The organism is Nonomuraea sp. CA-141351, assembly GCF_050944675.1.
Lineage (GTDB): Bacteria > Actinomycetota > Actinomycetes > Streptosporangiales > Streptosporangiaceae > Nonomuraea.
In genome coordinates this window covers 284,900-306,208 of the sequence record NZ_CP191982.1, presented here as the reverse complement: position 1 = coordinate 306,208, position 21,309 = coordinate 284,900, and the positions used below count along the sequence as shown (strand labels likewise).

At 69.5% G+C, this 21,309-nt stretch carries 18 protein-coding genes; 8 read left to right on the top strand and 10 right to left on the bottom strand.

The annotated features are described in order from the left end of the window. Positions 1-37: 37 nt before the first annotated feature. The gene (locus tag ACQPWU_RS01600; RefSeq protein WP_433436382.1) at positions 38-685 is read left to right on the top strand and encodes a GNAT family N-acetyltransferase; all 648 of its coding nucleotides are present in this window, start codon (positions 38-40) and stop codon (positions 683-685) included. Between the two features lie 101 nt (positions 686-786). Here the strand turns inward: ACQPWU_RS01600 and ACQPWU_RS01595 are convergent, their stop codons facing one another. From ACQPWU_RS01595 to ACQPWU_RS01575, 5 genes are all read right to left on the bottom strand, one after another. Continuing rightward, positions 787-1,452, bottom strand: coding sequence for an NUDIX hydrolase (locus ACQPWU_RS01595; protein ID WP_433436380.1), 666 nt, complete (start codon positions 1,450-1,452; stop codon positions 787-789). A 53-nt stretch (positions 1,453-1,505) separates the two neighbouring features. Next, positions 1,506-3,296, bottom strand: coding sequence for a DUF4434 domain-containing protein (locus tag ACQPWU_RS01590; RefSeq protein WP_433436378.1), 1,791 nt, complete (start codon positions 3,294-3,296; stop codon positions 1,506-1,508). A 20-nt stretch (positions 3,297-3,316) separates the two neighbouring features. Beyond that, positions 3,317-4,405: a glycosyltransferase gene (locus ACQPWU_RS01585; protein ID WP_360688495.1), complete on the bottom strand. Its 1,089-nt coding sequence runs from the start codon at positions 4,403-4,405 to the stop codon at positions 3,317-3,319. Between the two features lie 19 nt (positions 4,406-4,424). Further along, positions 4,425-5,687: a nucleotide sugar dehydrogenase gene (locus ACQPWU_RS01580; RefSeq protein ID WP_433436375.1), complete on the bottom strand. Its 1,263-nt coding sequence runs from the start codon at positions 5,685-5,687 to the stop codon at positions 4,425-4,427. Positions 5,688-5,808: 121 nt separating this feature from the next. Beyond that, a complete protein-coding gene (locus tag ACQPWU_RS01575; protein ID WP_433436373.1) occupies positions 5,809-7,476 on the bottom strand; it encodes a glycosyltransferase family 4 protein in 1,668 nt (555 codons plus the stop codon). A gap of 56 nt (positions 7,477-7,532) precedes the next feature. Here ACQPWU_RS01575 and wecB point away from each other — a divergent pair, with 56 nt between their 5' ends. Further along, positions 7,533-8,663, top strand: a complete 1,131-nt coding sequence (gene wecB, locus ACQPWU_RS01570; RefSeq protein WP_433436371.1) for a non-hydrolyzing UDP-N-acetylglucosamine 2-epimerase — start codon at positions 7,533-7,535, stop codon at positions 8,661-8,663. 54 nt (positions 8,664-8,717) lie between these two features. After that, complete coding sequence (locus tag ACQPWU_RS01565) at positions 8,718-10,754, top strand: glycosyltransferase family protein (protein ID WP_433436369.1); 2,037 nt, start codon at positions 8,718-8,720, stop codon at positions 10,752-10,754. A 104-nt stretch (positions 10,755-10,858) separates the two neighbouring features. Here the strand turns inward: ACQPWU_RS01565 and ACQPWU_RS01560 are convergent, their stop codons facing one another. The 5 genes from ACQPWU_RS01560 to ACQPWU_RS01540 form a co-directional block, all read right to left on the bottom strand. After that, a complete protein-coding gene (locus ACQPWU_RS01560) occupies positions 10,859-12,010 on the bottom strand; it encodes an FAD-dependent monooxygenase (RefSeq protein WP_433436368.1) in 1,152 nt (383 codons plus the stop codon). An 83-nt stretch (positions 12,011-12,093) separates the two neighbouring features. Further along, a complete protein-coding gene (locus ACQPWU_RS01555) occupies positions 12,094-12,744 on the bottom strand; it encodes a hypothetical protein (protein ID WP_433436367.1) in 651 nt (216 codons plus the stop codon). Positions 12,745-12,853: 109 nt separating this feature from the next. Next, the gene (locus tag ACQPWU_RS01550) at positions 12,854-14,185 is read right to left on the bottom strand and encodes a flotillin family protein (protein ID WP_433436365.1); all 1,332 of its coding nucleotides are present in this window, start codon (positions 14,183-14,185) and stop codon (positions 12,854-12,856) included. Between the two features lie 78 nt (positions 14,186-14,263). Continuing rightward, positions 14,264-15,730: an SPFH domain-containing protein gene (locus tag ACQPWU_RS01545; protein WP_433436363.1), complete on the bottom strand. Its 1,467-nt coding sequence runs from the start codon at positions 15,728-15,730 to the stop codon at positions 14,264-14,266. A gap of 13 nt (positions 15,731-15,743) precedes the next feature. Beyond that, positions 15,744-15,944 (bottom strand): hypothetical protein, encoded by a 201-nt coding sequence (locus ACQPWU_RS01540; protein ID WP_433436361.1) that lies wholly within the window; start codon positions 15,942-15,944, stop codon positions 15,744-15,746. 133 nt (positions 15,945-16,077) lie between these two features. Between ACQPWU_RS01540 and ACQPWU_RS01535 the strand changes: the two genes are divergently transcribed. The 5 genes from ACQPWU_RS01535 to ACQPWU_RS01515 all read left to right on the top strand — a co-directional run bounded on the left by ACQPWU_RS01535 (position 16,078) and on the right by ACQPWU_RS01515 (position 21,298). Next, positions 16,078-17,589: an NAD(P)-binding protein gene (locus ACQPWU_RS01535; protein WP_433436359.1), complete on the top strand. Its 1,512-nt coding sequence runs from the start codon at positions 16,078-16,080 to the stop codon at positions 17,587-17,589. A gap of 249 nt (positions 17,590-17,838) precedes the next feature. Continuing rightward, complete coding sequence (locus ACQPWU_RS01530; protein WP_433436357.1) at positions 17,839-19,965, top strand: sensor histidine kinase; 2,127 nt, start codon at positions 17,839-17,841, stop codon at positions 19,963-19,965. 13 nt (positions 19,966-19,978) lie between these two features. Then, complete coding sequence (locus tag ACQPWU_RS01525) at positions 19,979-20,386, top strand: roadblock/LC7 domain-containing protein (protein WP_360687840.1); 408 nt, start codon at positions 19,979-19,981, stop codon at positions 20,384-20,386. Then, positions 20,383-20,745, top strand: a complete 363-nt coding sequence (locus ACQPWU_RS01520; RefSeq protein WP_433436354.1) for a DUF742 domain-containing protein — start codon at positions 20,383-20,385, stop codon at positions 20,743-20,745. Before ACQPWU_RS01525 ends, ACQPWU_RS01520 begins: the two co-directional genes overlap by 4 nt. Beyond that, the gene (locus tag ACQPWU_RS01515) at positions 20,726-21,298 is read left to right on the top strand and encodes a GTP-binding protein (protein ID WP_360687846.1); all 573 of its coding nucleotides are present in this window, start codon (positions 20,726-20,728) and stop codon (positions 21,296-21,298) included. The genes ACQPWU_RS01520 and ACQPWU_RS01515 overlap by 20 nt, the downstream gene beginning before the upstream one ends. Positions 21,299-21,309 lie beyond the last annotated feature (11 nt).

The following is a 21,309-nucleotide window of genomic DNA, read 5'->3' as shown; positions in this document are numbered from 1 at the left end:
CGGTCGACAGTCAGGGGCAGACCATAAGCTGGGCATTATGACGGAGGTTCTCAAAACTGCCCATCCCGCAACAGTCCGGGCTTGGGTGGACGGCTGGGTGATCTCCCGCAACGCCCCTCGCCCCGTGCTCGAGCCGTGGGGCCTGCGGGTGGACGTGGGCCTCCCCGGCCATGTGGCCCGCCACATCGTCGCCGCTCCGACGCCTGGGATTCTCCACGATCTGACCAGCACCATCACCACGCCGGGCACATGGCTGAAGCTCTGCGCCTCCGCCTCCACCGTCGCCCCGCTCCTGCCGGCGCGGTGGGTCGTCCAGGATCCTGAGTTCATGATGACGGTGTCCCTGACCCGCAGGACGCCCCGGGTACCCTCCGGCTACACGCTCGCCGTCACGACCCGTGCCGGCGTCACGGCGGCCCGCCTGCTGACGGCGGCGGGCGAGATCGCGGCCAGAGGCCAGTTCGCGCTGGCGGGCCGCACGGCCGTCGTGGACCAGGTGGAGACGGCCGGCAACCACCGCCGCCGCGGGCTCGGCACGGTGGTCATGCAGACCCTGGCGTCCACGGCCGCGTCGATGGGGGGACGAACGGGCGTGCTGGTGGCCACGGCGGCCGGACAGGCCCTCTACGAGACCCTCGGCTGGACCCTCCACACCCCTATGACCGCCGCCGTCCTGAATCCCTGACTCCCGGCCGGCACAGGTCCTTCGAAGAACAAGCGGACGTTGCGGGGGCGGAGGTCCCTAAGACGCCCCATCGGCGGCGGCACGCTTGTCGGCCTGAGCGGTTACTCCTTGAGGCTGCGGAGCATCGGGGGGTGGAGGAGCTCGGCGGGGCCGCGGCGGAAGAGCTTGGCCGGGCGGCCACCGTCCCGGGTCGTCGTGCCGCCCGTCTCCACCAGGAAGCCCTCCGCCTTGGTGACCTTCCTGTGGAAGTTCCTGGGATCCAGCGGCCGGCCCCAGACTATTTCGTAGACGCGCCGCAGATCAGCCACCGTGAACTCCGGCGGACAGAAGGCCGCGCCCAGCGACGTGTACTCGAGCTTGGCCCGCGCGCGCTCGATGCCGTCCTGCATGATGCGGCGGTGGTCGAAGGCCATGACCGTGAGGGAGTCCACCGGCTGCCAGCTCATGTGGGCCTTCTCCGACGCCGGGAGGTCCGGGGCCAGGCCCAGGTAGGCGACGCTCAGGACCCTCTGGCGCGGGTCCCGGTCCGGGTAGCCGTACGTCTGGAGCTGCTCGAGGTGGACCGGCGCGCCCGGGAGGCCGGCTCGCTCCGCGAGGATGCGCTGGGCGGCGGCCGGGAGGTCCTCGTCCAGCTGGATGAAGCCCCCCGACAGGGACCAGCGGCGAAGGAACGGCGGGTTGTCACGGCGCCACACCAGAGCGCTCAGAGCCTGGTTTCGGACGGTGAGCACCACCAGGTCGACGCTGACCGGCACGCTCGGGACCATGCAGGCACGTTACACGCTGTCGCATGTACGGAGCGAACTGTGGGGAAGCGGCCCTACGTCACGATGCGTACGTGTAACGGCTCCGTCGTCGCCTGCCCCGACGGGGCCTTGACGGTGATCTCGACCCACTCGCCCGCGGGCACCTGCGTCCAGTCGAACGGCACCCACGCCGTGGACATCCCCTCGGGCAGCTCCTCGATCGGGTGCTCGTCCAGCCACCCCACCGCCGACACCACCAGATCCTTGGTGCCCCCGGACCACGTGATCGTGATGGTGCTGTCCTCGAAGTTGTAGCCGCGTACCTCCACCCCGTCCTGGACGTCACGGCCTCGCCTGATGGCGTCCACCGCGATCGGGCGCCGCCAGTCGGTGGTGATCTCCTTTTCGAGGGAGGGAGTCCCGCATGTCATGAAGTCGCTCCACATATAAGAGACGACCTTCTGTACATAACGCCCCGCCATCGTGACGGCCTGGTCCAGGCGTTTCTTGTCCGTCTTGCCCCGCGTGCCCTGCGGGGCGCACGGCTCCTTGCCCGACGGCTCGAACGCCTCGACGTTCGCCCACAGGTCCACCTGGTAGCCGGCCTTGACCATCTCCTCGCGGGCGACCGACATCTCCCGGTAGTAGTCGCGCGTGGAACCGTAGTACGCCGTCCCGTACGTCGACTCCCCCACCACCGGCCGCAGCCGCTCGTCCACCTCGTCGTCGCGCTGGTCAGGCCAGAACAGCCCCACCTTGCCGGTCCCCCGGCTGTCCTGCGGCGCGATGATGCCGACTCCCGTCTTGGCCAGCGCCTTGAACCCCTCGGCCACCTGCTTGGGCGTCTGCCCGAAGGGCACCCGCTTGCGCGCGTCCATGTAGGGGCTGATCAGGATGGGCTTGCCGGGAAGCTCCTGCTCGACGATCGTGTGCTGGTCGGCGTACACCTCCAGCGTCGGGTTCGTGGCCAGGGTGGCGGCCATCTGGACTTCGAACGGCTGGTAGACGCCTCCCAGCGACTTCCGGTCGGCGAAGCGCGCGCCGTAGTCCTGCAGGATGCGCCTGGTCAGCGTGGTCAGCGTGCCGAGATGCTTCTTGTACGCCCTGATCGGCATCGCGGGGTCGCGCGGCGCCAGCGGCAGCGCCGGGAAGATCTGCATGCCGAACTGCTCACCCAGGTCGAGCAGCTCCCTCAGGCTGTCCTTGTCCGAGCCGGCCACCAGGATCATGTCGTAGGAGGTGGCCTTGCTGGAGAAGTCGCACGTGGCGTCGTCCGAGCCGTCCGGCTGGGTGATGAGCCGGTAGTAGACCCGGTTGCCCGCCTTGATGGGGTGCTCCATCTGGGGGCAGCGGAACAGGCCGGAGCTGAACGACTCGTCCGTGCGGTAGACGTACGTGCGGCCGATCCTGTTGCCCGGGTTGGCCTCGCGCAGGTCGCGCTCGGCCGCGTCGTGGCAGGTCAGTCCGTCCTCCTGGCACGCCTTGTAGAGCGGGTCGAGCTCCCCGTCCCTGGTCAGGATCTCGCCCGAGTCCGAGACCGTGCGGAACTGCAGGCCGTACCCGATCCTGATGATCGTGTCGCCGCCGACGTTGTGGATCTCCTCCAGCTGGCTGCGCCAGGTGCAGGGGTTCGACCTGGGCGTGATCCAGTAGCCGGTCACGGCGTACGGAGCCCGCTCCTTGGTCTCGAACGTTCCACAGGGGTCGGTGAACTTCGTCACCTTCGGCGTCGGCGCGGTGCGGGTCGGCTTGGGCGTATGCGAAGCGGTGGCCGGAGGCTTGTCCGAAGAGGACGGCAGGACGATGATCACGGTGGCGGCCACGGCCAGGATGGCAAGGCCAGCGACCACTAAGAGCCAGCGCACGTTCAGACCGCTCCTGATGACTACCGCTTGACCCCGGCCCAGGACTCCAGCTGGGCCACGAAGCGCTTGGCCGAGTTGGGCCAGTGGTGGTTCGCGCGGGCGGCCGCGTAGCCGCGCGCGCCCTGCGCCCGCCGCTCGCGTACATCGTCGCGCAGGGTCAGCACGGCCTGGGCGACGGCCTTGGGGTCCTCCCAGGGCACCACGACGCCGCTGTCATAGCGTTCCACCAGCTCGACGGCGCGCGGTGACGGGGTCGTGATGACGGGGATGCCGTGCGCCATGTACTCCACGATCTTCGTGGGCATGGAGTGGCGGTAGTTGGGCTCGTCGTGCAGCAGCGACAGCCCGGCCAGCGCGCCGTCGAGCCGCTTGAGCGCCTCGTCGTTGGGCATGAAGTCGCGCCACTCCAGCAGGCCCTCGGAGACGGCCTGGTTGAGCATGGGACGGCTCTGCGGGTCGGCGTACCCGATCAGCTCCACGGCCACGCGGTACGGCTGCAGCAGCTTCGCCACCTCGACGGCCTCGATCACGCCCCGGGCCTTGGACAGCCAGCCGAGGTAGACCACCCGGTCGTCGCCGGGAGGCGTCACGGAGTCGGGCACCCAGGTCTCGTTGGGCACGATCAGGTGAGCGTCCTTGAACCGGCCCGCGTACGCCGTCTCGGCCAGCAGCAGGTGCATGCGGCGCTCGGCGGTGCCCTCCAGCATGCGGGCGAGGAACCGCGCGGGAGGCCGCAGCGGCGCGGGCAGCCACGGCTTGAGCGAGAGCGTGGCGGGGGTGTCCTCGTGCACGTCCCACACCACGGGCGGCCGGTTCCGCACGCCCCAGACGGCGAACAGCAGCTCGGGGTCGTGGATGAGGACGAGGTCGACCTTGTCGCGCATCCGCTTGAACAGCCGCCGTGCGGCCCACACGGCCGCCACCCGCTTACGCTGTGCGGCGCGAGGGAGGTCCACGCCGGTGACCCAGGGTCTCGGCACGACGCCGTGCGCGGTGAACGACGCGGCGTACGTGACCTCATGACCGGCATCCACAAGGGCACGAATCTGCCTGTGCAGAATTCGAGCGTCCTCGGGGTTATGCACCACCGTCATGACGAGCACGTTCACTGCGTGCAGCCCTCCGTCGCTAGAGCCGCTCGACCCGTTCACCCTCGGTGAGCACACCGCGGGTGTCCAGCACGAGCCTGGCCTGCGCCTGGACCATGTCGAGGTCGAACGCGGCGTGCTGCTGCATCAGCAGCGTCACGTCCGCGTTGATCACGGCCTCGGCCAGATCCTCCTCACGCGGCACCACAGTGCCGTCGACAGCCCACTCCTTGACGTACGGGTCCGCGAACGAGAGGTCGGCGCCCAGCTCCAGCAGCGCACGCGCCACAGGGAGCGCCGGGGTCTCGCGTTCGTCAGCGATATCCGGTTTGTAGGTGACGCCGAGCATAACGACTCTGGCGCCGTTTACGGGCTTTTTATGCCTATTCAGGAGACGCTGAACGCGGGCCACCACGTACGACGGCATCCGCTCGTTGATCTCCTGCGCCAGCTCCACGAACCTGAACGGGTAGCCCAGCTTGCGCACCGTGTACGACAGGTACGACGGGTCGACGGGGATGCAGTGCCCGCCGACGCCGGGACCCGGCAGGAACTTCTGGAAGCCGAACGGCTTGGTCGCCGCGGCCTCGATCGACTCCCACAGGTCGATCCCCAGCTCGTCGCAGAAGATCGCCATCTCGTTGACGAGAGCGATGTTGACGTGCCTGTAGGTGTTCTCGAGCAGCTTGGCCATCTCGGCCTCACGAGTGCCGCTGACCGGCACCACCTGCTCGATGAACTGCCCGTAGAACGCCGTGGCGCGGTCGCGGCAGACCGCCGTGTACCCGCCCACGACCTTGGGCGTGTTCCGCAGCCCGAACTTGGGGTTGCCCGGGTCGATGCGCTCAGGCGAGAAGGCGAGGTAGAAGCCCTCGCCCGCGACGAGCCCCGAGCTCTCCAGCAGCGGCCTGGCCACCTCGTCGGTGGTGCCCGGCCAGGTGGTGGACTCGAGCACGACGAGCGTGCCCTTGCTCAGGTTGCGGGCGACGGCCTTGGTGGCGCCCTCCACGGCGGACAGGTCCGGGCGGTGGTCCTCGTCCAGCGGGGTGGGCACGCATATGACGATCGTGTTGCTTCTGGCCAGCACGGTCTCGTCGAGCGTGGCGCTGAACCCGTTGGCCAGCATGTGCTCGAGGTCGGCGTCGGTCAGGTCATCGATGTACGACTGCCCGGCGTTGAGCGCGTCGACCTTGGCGGGGTCGACGTCCAGGCCGACGACCCGCAGGCCGGCGTTCACCGCCTCCTTGGCGAGGGGCATGCCGACGTAGCCGAGGCCGATGACAGCCAAGTCGATTTCTGTCACTGCAGTGCCTTTGGGAGCCGGAAACAACACTTCATGGTGGCAAAGGTTATCTCAAGTCCACCTAGCTCACGCCTAATGCGACCGAACCCGTCGGAAGTGACAGCCAACATGAAGGTCATCATTAGGTAAGCGATCGGTATAGAGCTTGGTAAGTCTCGGCAACGCGGCTCCAAGTCCGCTTGGCCGCCACTTCGGCCCGTCCTGCCTCACCCATCTCAGCGCGCCGGGACGGGTCCTCCCGGAGCCCGGCGATGGCCTTGGCGAGTTCGGCCGGATCCCCCGGCGGGACGAGGAGACCGGCGCCGTCGGAGCCGACGAGCTCGGACAGCGCGGGCAGGTCGCTGAGCACGACCGGCTTGCCGAGCGCCATCGCCTCGACGGGTTTCAATGGCGTAACAAGTCGGCACACCCGCAGGTCCTCGCGCGGGCACGCGAAGATGTCGATGGCGTCCTGTGCCTGCAGCGCCTCGTCAGGTCCGACCCGGCCCGGCAGGACGGCGTCGTCGAGGCCCAGCTCGCCGACCAGTTCCAGGAGGTTCTCGCGCTCGGCGCCGTCGCCCACGATGAGCACCCGCACCGGCGTGCCGTCGTCACGCAGCAGCGCCGCGGCCCGGAGCAGGGTGGCGAACCCCTCGTAGGCCACGATGCTGGACACGGAGCCGACGACGATCTCGCCGGGGGCGATCCCGTACGCGGCCCTGAACGACGCTCCGTCGTAGTGGGCTGTCAGCAGCGAGTCGTCCACGGCGTTGGGCGCCAGGTGGATCCGCTCCCGAGGCACGCCACGCTCGACGATCTCCGTGGCCATGGTCTCGGCCAGCGTGACCACGGCGTCGGCCTCGCGCATGAGGAACGCCTCGCGCTCGCGCTGGAGCACGTGCCGCTGGCTGCCCACGCGGATCGGGTCGCGCGAGGCCCAGGTCTCCTCCAGGAAGCCGCGTACCTCGTAGACGAACGGCGTGCCCGTCCTGTCGCGTACGGCGTGGGCCACGGAGCCGTTGCGGTGGTCGGTGGCGGCGTGCAGGACCTGCGGTCTGAGCTGGGTGACCAGCTTGGTGACCGCGTCGGCGCCCTTGATCATGCGCCCGCGCATCTCGAACGGCATCTCGCCGTGCCCGTCGGGCAGCAGCCGGTAGTAGGGGACGCCGTCGATCTCCTCGAACGGCGGCGCGCCCGCGTGCCCCTGCAGCATCGGCCAGCCCCAGCTCGAGACCACGTGCGGGTCGAGCCCCGCGGCCTTCTGCGAGGTGACGATGCGGTGGGTGCGGACGGTGTAACCGGCCTGCGTGTACGGCAGCGCGTTCGTGACCATGTGCAGCACCCGGCCCTCGACGCGCTCCGTGACGGCCACCTTGGGCCCGGGCGGGATCGGGTCGGGGCTGATCGCGGCCACCTCACCCCGGTAGTAGGCCGCCCTGCGCTTGACGAAGGGGTACTTGGTGTGGGTTTCGAGCACCTCGGCGGCCTCGCTCACCCGGCCGGCGTTCCACAGATCCTTGGCCTCGTTCCACGGCCCCTTGACCACGCGCATGCCGAACTTGCGCACGATCCGCCGGGCACGGCGCGCGGCGGGCCAGGCCACGCTGCCCACGACGGGGCGCAGCCGGGGCGGGAGCGCGTCGGCCGCGGCCTGAGCCACGCGGACGGGGTCGGACTTGACCTTCGTCACGACGACGCGGGAGACGATGATCGGGTGCTGGACGAAGCCTTTGAGAAGTCCACCGACGCCGGCACGGGCGGACTTCGCGGAAACCTTTGAGGAGTCTTGACGACTGGCGTCGGATGCCACGCGGTGACCGTACCATAGGCAACGTTTTTCCCCTTCCGCTATGAAAGGCGAGGTCAATGAGGGAGAACCCCCTGGTCCTGCACGTATTGGGTGCTCGTCCCAATTTCGTGAAAGCGGCCCCGGTGGTACGAGCACTCGGTGAACTCGGCGTGCGGCAGGGCATCATCCACACTGGTCAGCACTATGACGCGCTGATGTCGGACGTCTTCTTCGCCGATCTCGGGCTGCCGGAGCCCGTGGCGAACCTGGGGGTCGGCTCTGGCACCCACGCCAAGCAGACCGCGGCGCTGCTCGTCGGCCTGGAGGAGATCGTCCAGGAACAGGACCCCGACCTGGTCGTGGTCTACGGCGACGTGAACTCGACGCTGGCCGCGATCCTGGTCTGCGCCAAGCTGGGCGTCAGGACCGCGCACGTGGAGGCGGGGCTGCGCTCGTTCGACCGGGGCATGCCTGAAGAGGTCAACCGGGTCGTCACCGACGCGCTGGCCGACCTGCTCTTCGCCACCTCGCCCGAGGCCCTGGCCTACCTGGCGAACGAGGGCGTGCCCGCGTCCAAGGTGCACCTGGTGGGCAACCCCATGATCGACAGTCTGTACTCCGCGCTGCCGTCGCTGGACCCGGCGCCCGTGGTGGAGCGGCTGGGCATACCGGCTCCTTATGCCGTGGCGACCCTCCACAGGCCCGCCAACGTGGACACGCCGGAGGCCGCCAAGGAGCTGGTGGACGCCGTGCTGGAGGTCTCGCGGCAGATCCCGATCGTGGTGCCGGTCCACCCTCGCGGCAAGGCGCGCCTGGCCGAGGCCGGTCTGGTCGACGGCGAATCGATCAAGGTCGTCGACCCGCTGGGCTATGTGGACTTCCTCTCACTCGTACGCGGCGCCGCTCTGGTCGTCACGGACTCCGGCGGCGTCCAGGAGGAGACGACCGTGCTGGGCGTCCCCTGCCTGACCCTGCGCCCCAACACCGAGCGGCCGATCACGGTCACGCACGGCACGAACCGGCTGGTCACGCCCGCTCTGCTGCCCGCCGCCGCGGAGAAGGCGCTGGCCGACGGGGCCGCCACTCCGGCCGGCGAGTTGCCGGTGCTCTGGGACGGCCAGGCCGGGCCGCGAATCGCCAAGGTGATCTCCGCCTGGCTGAAGGGCGACAACCTCGCCCCCGCCTCTCAGGCCAAACGCCCCGAATAGCGGTCGTATCCGCCGTAATATGACAAACCTCCGCTAAGCGATAGGCGTATCACCATGGCCGAAACCCCCGAAGAGCCCACGTACCAGCGGCTCGGCCCCGTCAACTGGCTGCCCGAGGAGCGCAAGCTCGTCGAGCGGTTCGAGGCCGAGGTCAGGGAGCTCCGGAGGCGGCTGGAGATCGCCGAGGCCAAGGCCGCGTACGCGGGCTGGAAGCTGGAGGCCACGCAGGCGAAGCGGACGTTCAAGCTGGGTGAGGCCCTGGGCTCGAAGAGCCCGGGAAAGATCGTCCAGGCGGTCAGGTCGAAGGAGAAGGCGCCCAAGCCGCCCATCCCGGTCACCGAGGCGACCGAGATCGCCAACAACCGGCCGCCGCTGGTCGAGGTGCCGCCGGTGAAGTGGCCGAAGGGGCCGGTCGACAGGCCCGACCTGAAGGTCGCCGTGATCCTGGACGACTTCTCCAGGATGGCCTTCAAGTACGAGTGGGACCAGATCGAGTTCGGGCTCAAGGACTGGCCGGAGATCTTCGCCGAGAAGCGGCCCGACCTGCTGTTCTGTGAGTCGGCGTGGCACGGGAACCAGGGGCGCTGGCGCTACCAGATGACCGGCACCAACGCGCCCAAGGAGCCGCTGCGCGACCTGGTGGCCTGGTGCAAGCAGGAGGGCATCCCGACGGTCTTCTGGAACAAGGAGGACCCGCCGAACTTCGACTTCTTCATCGACACGGCCAAGCTGTTCGACTACGTGTTCACCTGCGACGGTGACATGCTCCCGAAATATCGGGAAACTTTGGGACACGACCGGGTTGATGTGCTGCAGTTCGCCGCCCAGCCCCGCGTGCACAACCCGATCCAGCAGCGGCAGGGCCGCCTGCACGACGTGGTCTTCGCCGGGATGTACTTCCGCGACAAGCACCCCGAGCGCCGCGAGCAGATGGAGACCGTGCTCGACCCGGTCAGGGAGCTGGGCCTGCACATCTTCGCGCGCAACGGCGAGGTGGACGAGAAGTACGCCTGGCCGGAGAAGTACCGGCCGCACATCGTGGGCGAGCTCCCGTACGACCAGATGCTGGCCGCGTACCGGATGTACAAGGTCTTCCTCAACGTCAACTCGGTGCTCGACTCGCCGACCATGTGCGCCCGCCGGGTCTTCGAGCTGTCCGCCTGCGCGACGCCGGTGGTCTCGGGATGGTCGCGCGCCATCGAGGAGACCTTCGGCGACCTCGTTCCCATCGCCCGGGAGCCGGTCGAGTCGTACAACCAGGTGCTGCACCTGATCAACAGCCCCGAGCTGCGGGCCAGGATGGGGCACCTCGCGATGCGCGAGGTCTTCGACAAGCACCTGTTCTCGCACCGGGTGGACCAGATCCTGCAGAACCTCGGGCACCAGGTGGGGTCCAGATCCCGCTCGATCTCGGTCGTGCTGCCCACCAACCGCGCCTCCCAGATCGAGCACGCCATCTCCTCGGTGGCCCGCCAGCTCCACCGGCCGCTCCAGCTCGTCATGGTGCTGCACGGGCTCGACATCGATCCCGTGGTGGTCGCCGACAAGGCCCGCATGGCGGGCATCACGGACGTCGTGGTCCTGCCCGCCGACGCCTCGCTGTCGCTCGGCGCGTGCATGAACCTCGGCATCGCCGCCGCCGAGGGCGGCCTGATCGCGAAGATGGACGACGACAACCTGTACGGGGACCATTACCTGTCGGACCTGGTGCGCGCGTTCGACTACTCGGATGCGGAGCTGGTCGGCAAGGGGGCGCACTACGCGTACTTCGAGGGGAGCAACACGACCATGCTCCGCCTGCCGGGACTGGAGCACCGCTACTCGTTCCTGGTCCAGGGCGGCACGTTCCTCGGCAAGGCCGACATGTTCCGCTCGTACGGCTTCGCGGACATCACGCGTGGCGAGGACACCCACCTCGTGCGGCGGCTGAAGGAGGACTCCGTCAAGATCTACTCGGCGGACCGCTTCAACTTCGTCTACTGGCGTAGTGCCGACACCTCGATGCACACGTGGCAGGCCGACCACATCAAACTGACCCGCAACGCGCAATTCTCCTTCGTCGGCCGCCCCGACGACCACGTCCTCATCTGACGGCCCTCCCCGACGCGGGTCGGCTGGGGTCCCATGGGGAGAGAGTCGGCCGCCCCGACGACCACGTCCTCATCTGACGACCCTTCCCGACGCAGGCGACCAGGTCAGGCGATCGGGTAGTCCTTGAGAGTGATGGAGTTCGCGGCCTTCGTGGTGAGCTTGTCCAGGTAGCGCGCGAACAGGCGCGAGGTCAGGATCCGGTGCGCGCCGTCGCGGAGCCGGATGCCACGGGCGGTCCTGGGCGCGAAGAAGGAGCCCGCGTTGCCCGCCAGGCGCTGGCACGCCTTGGCGTACGGGCGGATCACCCGCTCGTACGCCGCGAAGGCCCGTACGTGGTCCCCGTGGACGGCCAGCTCGCCCGTCAGCACGTACGAGGCGACCAGCGACATCCCGGCCCCCAACCCGCCCATCGTGGCCCCGTAGCCCGCGTCCCCGACCAGCGCGACCCGGCCCTTGGCGTAGCCGTCCATCTGCACCATGCCGATCGAGTCGAAGTAGAAGTCACGGGCGCCCTCGAGCCCTGCGAGGAAGCGGGAGGTCTCCCACCCCATCCCCGCGAACGCCTTGGCGACCAGCCGCTTCTGGGTGGCCACGTCCCGGCGGTGGTAGTCCAGGGGCTCGGAGGCGAACACGCACAAGACGTTCTCGTCGTCCACCATGACGCCCCTGCCCGGCTCGCTGTAGAGGACCGCCCCGCCCGGCCCGTCCGCGGCGTCGAAGAGCGCCACGTAATATCCGGACGGCCTGACGTAACCCGACTCGGGCCCGAACGCCAGCCGCCGCACGTTGGAGTGCAGCCCGTCCGCCCCCATCACCAGGTCGAACGTGCGCTGCCGCCCGCTGTCGAAGGTCACGTCCACAGCCCCGTCGTGCTCGGCCATCGAGGCGATCGAGTCGGAGAAGACGTACTCGGCCCGGTCCTTGCTCATGTCGTGCAGCAGCCGGCTCAGATCCCCCCGGCCGATCTCCACGGCACCGCCCGTGAAAGAGGCGGGCAGTGTGGCCCGCACCGCGCCCGACCCGTCAATGATCCGCAGTGGCCCCGGGTGTGTCCGCCGGCGGTGGATCTCCTCCAGGATGCCCATCCTGCGCAGCATGGTCAGGTGCGCCTCGCCGCGGAAGTCCACGTTCTGGCCGCCTTCGCGCAGAGCCGGGGCGCGCTCCACGACCGTGACCCGGTGGCCCGCCCGGGTCAGCCAGCAGGCGAGCGCGGGGCCGGCCAGACTGGCGCCGGAGATCAGGATGCTCTTGCTCATCGGTGCTCCTCGTCATCGTTCCGATGGCAGGAGCCTCGGCGCGGGCGCGCACCGCGTACGCACCGGCCGCGCACCGCGGGGTGCTAACTGGTGACCCGCTCCAGGTTCTGGTCGGCGAGGCGGGCCAGCTCGAACAGCCCCTGCGGCTTGACCCGCTGGCCGACCACCAGCATGCTCATGATCAGCGTCCCTCTCCTGATCACGACCGAGCCGATCTGCGCGTTCTTCTTGGCGCCCGCCGCCGTCGTGAGATAGGCCCGTGACTCGTCTCCCCTGGCCGGCATGGCGAGGGTGCGGGTCTTGTAGGTCACCTGCGTGCCGCCGACGTTCGCGGTGTACGAGGCGCACTGCTTGGGCAGCGGCGCGGGGAACGCCGTGGACGGCAGCGACACGACGGCCTGCGTGATGGAGCCGCGGTCGGCGGCGAAGGCGATCACCGCCGCGGGCGCCTGGGCGATGCCGGGCTTGGCGGCGTCGAGCTGGGCCGCCCCGGCGCACTCGGGCCGCTGCAGCTTCGCCTGACGCACCGCCGCCAGGCCCTGCTGGGTGGCCTTGAGCGAGCCGAACGCGCCCAGCTCGGGGCCGTACGCGACGCGCATGCCCTTGGGCACCGGCAGCAGGGCGGCGCGGAGCCTGGACGTGTCGGCGGACGGCTGCGGCCCGGGCGCCTGCGTGCCCGTGGGGATCGCCGACGGGGTGGTGTCGCCACCGGAACATCCGGCAATGGCCACCATACTCAGGAATATGCCGGAAATGGCCTTTATCATGGGCCTCTCCAATTCGCTCTAACGGCATTTTTCAAAACGCTAGAGGATGTGAAGAGGAAGGAGCCGGGTAACGTCGCTATTCGCGGGATTCAGCGGTTTTACGAACGATTTCCGGTTCAACGCCGTTTGGCGTTCCGCCGTTGAGCAGGGCCCTGGCCAGGCCCAATCCGGTGCCGCCGAGTGTGAGCGCCTTGGCGAGCATTTCCTCGACGCCCTGAGCGCCGTTCAGCACCACCATGTGGTCCACGTTCCCGAACGCCTTGGAAGCCGCCTCGACGATTTCCGGCCAGTGCTCGGCGAGTTGCTGCGCGACGACCGCCTCCTGGTTGCTCGCCAGCGCCTCCGCGCGGGCCTTGATGGCCTCCGCCTGCGCCAGCCCCTTGGCCCTGGCCGCGTCCGCCTCGGCCATGCCGCGCAGCCTGGTCGCCTCCGACTCCGCCTCGCCGCGCAGCCTGATGCCCTCGGCCTCGGCCTGCGCCTGGGCGACCGCCGCGCGCCGCGCCGCCTCCGCCAGCGTGACCTGCTCGTACGCCTTGGCGTCCGCGGGCCTGCGCACCTCGCCCTCCAGCCGCTTCTCCGCGAGCAGGGCCTCCCGCTCGGCGGCGGTCGTCTGCTGGACCACGACCTCCTGCCGGGCGGTGGCCTCGGCCAGCGGGCCCGCCTGCTTGGCCGCGGCCGCCGCCCGGTCGACCTCGGCCTGGTACCCGGCCTGCTGGATGCGGGCCTGGCGGACCGCGGCGGCCTTCTTGATGGCCGCCTCCTGCTCGGCGGCGTTGGCCTCCTGGTCGCTGTGCGCCTCGGCGATCCTGGCCGCCGAGGCCACGGCGGCCGCGTGCGGGCGTCCGAGGTTGACGATGTAGCCGGTGGCGTCCTCGATCTCCTGGATCTGCAGGGAGTCCACGTTCAGGCCGAGCTTGCTCATCTCGTCGGCCGACGACGTGCGGATCTCGTTGGTGAGCGCGTCGCGGTTGATGATCAGATCCTCGACCGTGAGGTTGCCGATGATCGAGCGCAGGTGGCCGGAGAAGAGCTGGTGCGTCTTGTCGTCCACGGTCTTCTGCTGGTCGAGGAAGCGCCGGGCGGCGTTGGCGATGGAGACGAAGTCGTCGCCCACCTTGTAGATCACCACGCCCCGCACGTGCACCGGGATGCCCTGCTTGGTCACGCAGTTGACCTCGAGCTGCGAGACCCGGCTGTCGAGAGACATGCGGCGCGCGGTCTGGAACCCCGGGATGACCAGCGCACCCTTACCGGTGACGATCTTGAAGCCGAGCGTCTCCCTGCCCCGCGCGCCGAGGCCCGAGATGAGGATCGCCTCGTTCGGTTCGGCGACCCGCCAGATCAGCTTGAACGCCACGACGCAGATGAGGGCGATTGCGGCGATGATGCCTGCGAGCATTAAGTCCATGATCCGCTCCGGGAGGACGTCGTCGTGTACATCGCCGACCAGACTTCCCGGCTCGCCCCGATTTGACGGTACGCCCGATCACGGCGCTTTACCAGACGGTTCCGCCCCATTGGGAGTGGCGCCATTGAGCAGCGCTCTGGCCAGGCCGATCCCGGCGCCGCCGAGTGTGAGGGCCTTGGCCAGAAGCTCCTCGACGCCCTCGGCGCCGTTCAGCACGACCATGTGGTCCACATTCCCGAACGCCTTCGCGCCCGCCTCCACGACCTCCGGCCATCGCTCGGCGAGCTGCTGGGCGATGACCGCCTCCTGGTTCTCCTTCAGCGCCTCGGCGCGCGCCCTGATCGCCTGGGCCTCCGCCAGGCCCTTGGCCTCCGACGCCTTGGCCTCGGCCAGGCCGAGCGCCTTGGCGGCCTCCGCCTGGGCCAGACCGCGGGCCTGCGCGGCCTGAGCCTCGGCCTCACCGGCGATCTTCGTGGCGGCTCCCGCGGCCTCGCCGCGCAGGCGTACCGACTCGGCCTCGGCCGCGGCGGCCAGCTTGACCTGCGAGGCCTGCGCGGCGGCGCGCAGCTCGGTCTCCTTCGCCTCCGCCTCCGCCTGCGCGATGCGGGCGTCCCGCTCGGCCTGGGAGAGCGTGACGGTCTCGTACGCCTTGGCGTCGGCGGGCTTGCGCACCTGCGACTGCAGCCGCTGCTCGGCGAGCTTGGCCTCCAGTTCGGCGGCCTTCGTCTCCTGGACGACCACCTCCTGGCGGGCGGTCGCCTCCGACAGCGGGCCCGCCTGGCGGGCGGTGGCCTGGGCCTGGTCGATCTCGGCCTGATAGGAGGCCTCCTTGATGCGGGAGTCCCGGCGGGCGGCGGCCATGTTGGCGGCGGCGATCTGCTCGGCCTCGGTGGCCTCCTGGTCCCGCTGGGCCTGGGCGATGCGCGCCGTGGCGGCGACCTTGGCGGCGTGCGGCTTGCCGAGGTTGACGATGTAGCCGGTCTCGTCGTCGATCTCCTGGATCTGCAGCGAGTCCACGATCAGGCCCAGCTTGCTCATCTCGTCGGCGGCCGACGCCCTGGTCTCGCTGGTCAGGCGCTCGCGGTTGAGTATGAGGTCCTCGATGGTGAGGTTGCCGATGATCGAGCGCAGATGGCCGGTGAACAGCTCGTGGATCGCGCTGGTCATGAAGTCCTGCTGGTCGAGGAAGCGGCGGGCGGCGTTGGCGATGGAGGACAGGTCGTCGCCGACCTTGTAGATCACCACGCCGCGGATGTGCACGGGGATGCCCTGCTGGGTGACGCACGAGACCTGGAGGTTGGCGGCCCTGGTGTCCAGCCGCAGCCGCCTGGCCGCCTGGAACCCCGGCAGCACCGCGGCACCCTTGCCAGTAATGATCTTGAAGCCCAGGCTGTCGACGCCCTCAGCGCGGCGGCGGGCGCCCAGCCCGGAGATGATCAGGGCCTCGTTGGGCTCCGCGACCCGCCACACGGCCTTGAACAGCAGGATGATGATGACGGCCGCGACGACGACACCGGCGGCGGCGATGTAGACCTCGGGGGACATCGGAGGGCCTCCCTCAGACGAGTGCTCTGGCCACGTAGACCGTCCGCGGAGGGAAGTACTCGACGACGATCACGATCGATCCGATGGTGAACTCCTCGTCGGGCACGCTGGGGTGGGCGTAGAAGGCCTCGACGCCACCCCTGACCGGGATCATGACCTCGCCGACGAGCCCTGGGCCGATCTTCCCCGTGACCCTGCCCTGCTTGCCGACCACCGGACTCCCCCCGCTCGCGATATTCCGGACGCTACTCCAAACGGGCATTCGCGGTAATAGCCCGCGCAAAATGTTTCCCGAGGCGCTGCGCGTCGCTCGCCCGGCTTTTCGCCCGTCTGCTGATGATCGCGCCATGAGCTCCACTCCGCGAGACCTCGTGATGAACCATCCCATTTCCCGCCGCGACTTCTTCGACGGGATGGCCCTGGGGTGCGTAGTGACTGAGAGGTCTCGTGAGACCGCATGCTCGCCGGAGCCATTCACTGTGCGCGGCGGGGCGGCGGAGGCGCTCAGCGTGCCGCACGCGCTGCGGGACGGCCGTTTCTGGCGGCACGCGGGCCGGCCGGAGCCGACCGGCGAGAGCTACGACCTGGTGGTGGTCGGCGGCGGGACGAGCGGGGTGAGCGCGGCGCGTGAGTGGCTGCGGCGGCGTCCCCGCGACGGCGTCCTCGTCCTCGACAACCACGACAGGATCTCGTCTCCCGGCCGGCCCCGCTTCGGGCCGCCGGAGGACGGCGTGATGTGCGACCGGGAGAGCTTCGGATCCGACACCCTGGTCAGGCTCACCTCCGGCTGGAGCGCCCGGCTGCCGATCGCCGAACGCGCCAGGCAGGACCTGCTCATGCTCCACCGCGACCCGCCCGACTGGCTCCCCGGGCTCTCGGCCGAGGAGAAGCAGGAGCGGCTGGCGGGGCTGACCTACTCGCGGTTCCTGCTGGAGGTCTGCGGGGCGCACCCCGACGTCGAGCGGTTCTGCCGGACCATGTCGTGCCGGGCGTGGGGGTACGACACGCGGGCGTTCGGGGCCATCGACGCCTGGGGCACCGGGTATCCGGGGTTCGAGGGCCTGGGGCTCGATCGGGACAAACCATCGCGGTTCAACTCGCCCACCGTGAAGGAGGGCCCGGTCGAGGCCGGCCCCTTGCCGCTGGACGGCCGCGTGCTGTTCCGCCCGTCCAGCCCGGTGGTGTCGGTACGCGACGGCGCCTCCTCGGCGACCGTGGGCTACTTCGACGGCCACCGGGTCATGACCGTCGAGGCCGGGGCGGTGGTCCTGGCCTGCTGGAGCGCCGTCATCCCGTACCTCGTGCCCGACCTCCCCCTCGACCAGCGGCGGGCGCTGAGCCTGGCCGTCAGGGTGCCGCTGCTGCACGCCACGGTACGGGTGCGCGACCGGGGCGCGTGGCGGCGGGTCGGCGTCCGCCGGGTCCGCTGGACCGGCGCGTACTGGTGCCTGTCAGAGCTCGCCCCGCCGTCCGAGGTGCGCCTGCTGGCCACGCCGTGCCGTTCGGAGCTGGGGCCGGACAAGGGCTCGGTCGCGGGCAGGCGGGAGCTGTTCAGGACGCCGTACAGCCAGCTGGAGCACACCGTGCGCGACCAGCTCGACCGGCTGCTCGGCCCCGGCGGCTTCGACCCGGCCCGGGACATCGAGGCGATCACGGTCGACCGCTGGGGCCACGGGAGAGCGCCCGAGTACTGCCGGCCCTGGCACACGTTCTATCCGGACGGGCCGTTCCCCGCGGACGTGGCGCGCAGGCGGTTCGGCCGGATCGCCATCGCGGGCTCCGACTCGGAGCCGGAGCCGGGCGGCGCCGTCACGGCCGCCCTGCGCGCGGTGGACGAGCTGGCGCCCGTGAGGCCGTGAGAGCGCGATCTCGCTGGTAGCGCTGGTCTGACTGCGAGCGATCATCGCCTCGGTCCGCCGAGGCCCCAAGATCTTGTCCCAATAATCACGGTAATGAACGTGTTCCTCCCACTGCGCCGGAAGCATAAACGGTGCTAGTCTCCTATGCGATCTTCCGGAGGTGTATTTACACAAGGTGTGGAAATGCCCCCGACTCGAGGTTGGGACATGGGTTCGCGAAACCGGTCAATTCGGTTCAAGATCTTCTTATTGCTGCTGCTACCGCTCCTGTCTCTGAGCGCGCTCTGGGGTTTCGTCCTCAACCTCACCATGGGCGACGCCCAGTCACTGCTTCGCGCGAACACCCTCTACCAGACTCTCGGCGTCACCTCCACCGACCTGGGATTACAGTTGCAGGCGGAGCGAGCCCGCTCGGCGGAGACGCTCACTACGCGTAAACTCACGACGGCCCTCAGCGCCCAGCGTGCCCGCACCAACAGGTCCGTCACCGACTTCAAACTGGCCGTCATGGAGGCCGGCAGCGCGGTCGGCGACGACCTGCGCCTGTCACTCGGCACCCTTGACTCCGCCCTCGACCGGCTCGGCCCGATCAGGGCCGACATCGACGGCGGCCTCGGCTCCCGCCTCGCCGGTCTGAACGAGTACAACCGCATCCTCGATGCGATCTTCACCCTCTACGACCACCTGGTCTCGGTCTCCGACCTGACGATCTTCCAGCAGGCCTCCTCGCTGCAGGCCATGGGCATGGCCAGGGAGTACGTCGCCAGGGAGCACGCGCTCATCATCGGGGCGCTGGCCGACCACCGGCTCACCCAGCCCGAGGTGGCCGCCTTCACCGAGTACGCGGCCTCCAGGAAGTTCCTGCACGCGCGCGGCCTCGCCGGGCTCGACGTGCAGTTGCGCAGGCCGTACGAGGAGGTCTTCGCCACCGAGCCGTTCCTCGGCTTCGCCACCATGGAGGCGCAGATCACCAAGACCGGCGCCCCGCCTCCGGTCGCCGACACCTGGAACCAGTCACTCGACAGACTCACCTCCCGGCTCGACCAGCTCGGCTCCGCCTCGGCGGAAGTCCTGGCCTCGCGTGCGTCCGAGGCCGCCACCTCCACCATCGTCAAGATCTCCATCGCGGGCGGCCTCGGCTTGATCGCGGTGCTCTCGTCGATCATCATCTCTGTACGCTTCGGTCGTCGCCTGGCCGGAGAGCTGGCCGGGCTGCGTTCCGCCGCGGTCGAGCTGTCGGGGACACGACTGCCCGACATCGTCGAGCGGCTGCGCAGGGGCGAGGACGTCGACGTGAAGAAGGAGGCCAAGGCGATCAAGGTGAGCGGTTCCGCTGAGATCACCGACGTGGCCAGGGCCTTCGGCTCCGTGCAGCGCACCGCCGTGACGGCGGCGGTCGGCCAGGCGGCCATGCGGCACGGGGTCGGCCAGGTCTTCCTCAATCTCGCCCGGCGCAAGCAGGGCCTGCTGCACCGCCAGCTCGCGCTGCTGGACGGCATGCAGCGCCGTACGCACGACCCTGACCGGCTGGAGGAGCTCTTCCGCCTCGACCACCTGACCACCCGCATGCGCCGGCACTCGGAGAGCCTGATGATCCTCTCCGGGGCCGCGCCCGGGCGGGCGTGGCGCAAGCCGGTGTCCGTGATCGACATCGTCAGGGCCGCCGTCGCGGAGGTCGAGGACTACACCAGGGTGGACGTCGAGACCATGCCGGCCAGCGCGATCGACGGGACGGCCGCGGCCGACGTCACCCATCTGCTGGCCGAGCTGGTCGAGAACGCCTCCCTCTACTCGCCGCCGGACACCACGGTCCAGGTGCGCGGCGACCTGGTGAGCAACGGTTACGTCATTGAGATCGAGGACAGAGGGCTCGGGCTGTCGACCGGCGAGTACTCTGCGTTCAACGCGCTGCTGGCCGCGCCGCCGGAGTTCGACCTGGCCGACAGTGACAGGCTGGGTCTGTTCGTGGTGGCCAGGCTGGCGGAACGGCACGGGATCAAGGTGCTGCTGCGGCGCTCGCCTTTCGGCGGGACGGCGGCGGTGGTGCTGGTGCCGCGTTCGATGGTGACCGAGCAGGCGGCGCTGGCCGCGGGCGACGGCGGCGGCAAGGCCGAGCTGCCGAGCCGTACGCGGAAGAAGGCGCTCGCCGTGGTGACCTCGGGCACCCACGCGGGGCTGCCCAGGCGGGTACGCCAGGCCAACCTGGCGCCGCAGCTCAAGGAGCAGCCCTCCGAGCCGGAGTCGCGTGGGCAGGAGCGGCCTGCCGAGCAGGAGCCTCGGCCCGAACGCTCTCCCGACGAGGTTAGGGACTTGTTCTCCGCCTTCCAGCGGGGAACCCAACGCGCCCGAGAAGAAGCCTCTGAGGAGGGGCCATGACTAAGGGGGATGCATGACTGCGCCGACCGCCAACACTGGTGAGCTGAACTGGCTGCTCGACGACCTGGCCACCAGGGTCGCCGCCGTACGCCAGGCGGTCCTGTTGTCGACCGACGGCCTGGCGGTGGGCTACTCCAAGGGGTTGTCCCGGGAGGATGCCGAGCATCTGTCGGCTGTGGCCGCCGGGTTCCAGAGTCTTGCGCGTGGCACCGGACGCCATTTCGGCGGCGGCGACGTGCGCCAGACCATTGTGGAGATGGAGACGGCGTTCCTGTTCGTCACCGCGGCGGGACAGGGCACGTGCCTGGCCGTGATCGCCGATGCGAACGTGGACGTCGGCCACATCGCCTATGAGATGGCGATGCTGGTCAAGCGGGTGGGCCAGCACATCACCACCAATCCGCGCGCTGGAGCGTCATGAGCGATAGCCCGCAGTGGTTCGATGAGGACGCGGGGCCCGTCGTCCGGCCCTATGCTCTCATCCGCGGTCGCACGCGCTCCTCAGGGGACGCGTTCGACCTCGTGGCATCCGTGCGCGCCATCGGCGACCCGCCTGGCGAGCTCGGTCCCGAACAACAACTCATCCTGCGGGCGGCTCGTGACGCGATCTCGGTGGCCGACCTGGCCGTCGAGCTCGACCTGCCCGTAGGCGTCGTCCGGGTCCTGCTGGGCGACCTGCGTGACCACGGCCTCATCTCGGTGACGTCGCCCTCCGCTAGAGGGTCGCGGTCGAATGAGCGCATTCTCAAGGAAGTGATCAATGGACTCCGTGCTCTCTGAGGACCCCGTTGCGCTGAAGATTCTCATCGCAGGAGGGTTCGGCGTCGGCAAGACCACACTGGTCGGGTCGATCAGCGAGATCAAGCCGCTGCGCACGGAGGAGGTGCTCTCCGACCGCGGGATCGGGGTCGACGACCTCGACGGCGTGGAGGGTAAGAACACCACGACCGTGGCGATGGACTTCGGCCGCATCACCATCCGCGACGGGCTGGTCGTGTACCTGTTCGGGACCCCTGGGCAGGAGCGGTTCTGGTTCATGTGGGACGAGCTGTCCTATGGCGCGCTGGGCGCGGTCGTGATCGCGGACACGCGGCGGCTGACCGACTGCTTCCCGTCCATCGACTACTTCGAGCAGCGCGGCACGCCGTTCGTGGTCGCCGTCAACTGCTTCGACGGGGCCTCCAGGCACAGCGTGGAGGACGTGCGCATCGCGCTGGACCTGGACGACGACGTGCCGATCATGCTGTGCGACGTGCGGCGGCGCGCGTCCGCCAAGGAAGTCATGATCACTCTGGTCGAGCACTCCCTGCGGACGCTGACCTCGGCGAACTAGCCGCCTGGAGA

Bases quoted from the DNA above. Each gene is read 5' to 3' on its own strand.
- ACQPWU_RS01600 (WP_433436382.1), top strand. From the start codon at position 38: ATGACGGAGGTTCTCAAAACTGCCCATCCCGCAACAGTCCGGGCTTGG.
- ACQPWU_RS01595 (WP_433436380.1), bottom strand. From the start codon at position 1,452: ATGGTCCCGAGCGTGCCGGTCAGCGTCGACCTGGTGGTGCTCACCGTC.
- wecB (WP_433436371.1), top strand. From the start codon at position 7,533: ATGAGGGAGAACCCCCTGGTCCTGCACGTATTGGGTGCTCGTCCCAAT.
- ACQPWU_RS01565 (WP_433436369.1), top strand. From the start codon at position 8,718: ATGGCCGAAACCCCCGAAGAGCCCACGTACCAGCGGCTCGGCCCCGTC.
- ACQPWU_RS01560 (WP_433436368.1), bottom strand. From the start codon at position 12,010: ATGAGCAAGAGCATCCTGATCTCCGGCGCCAGTCTGGCCGGCCCCGCG.
- ACQPWU_RS01555 (WP_433436367.1), bottom strand. From the start codon at position 12,744: ATGGTGGCCATTGCCGGATGTTCCGGTGGCGACACCACCCCGTCGGCG.
- ACQPWU_RS01550 (WP_433436365.1), bottom strand. From the start codon at position 14,185: ATGGACTTAATGCTCGCAGGCATCATCGCCGCAATCGCCCTCATCTGC.
- ACQPWU_RS01545 (WP_433436363.1), bottom strand. From the start codon at position 15,730: ATGTCCCCCGAGGTCTACATCGCCGCCGCCGGTGTCGTCGTCGCGGCC.
- ACQPWU_RS01535 (WP_433436359.1), top strand. From the start codon at position 16,078: ATGAGCTCCACTCCGCGAGACCTCGTGATGAACCATCCCATTTCCCGC.
- ACQPWU_RS01525 (WP_360687840.1), top strand. From the start codon at position 19,979: ATGACTGCGCCGACCGCCAACACTGGTGAGCTGAACTGGCTGCTCGAC.
- ACQPWU_RS01520 (WP_433436354.1), top strand. From the start codon at position 20,383: ATGAGCGATAGCCCGCAGTGGTTCGATGAGGACGCGGGGCCCGTCGTC.
- ACQPWU_RS01515 (WP_360687846.1), top strand. From the start codon at position 20,726: ATGGACTCCGTGCTCTCTGAGGACCCCGTTGCGCTGAAGATTCTCATC.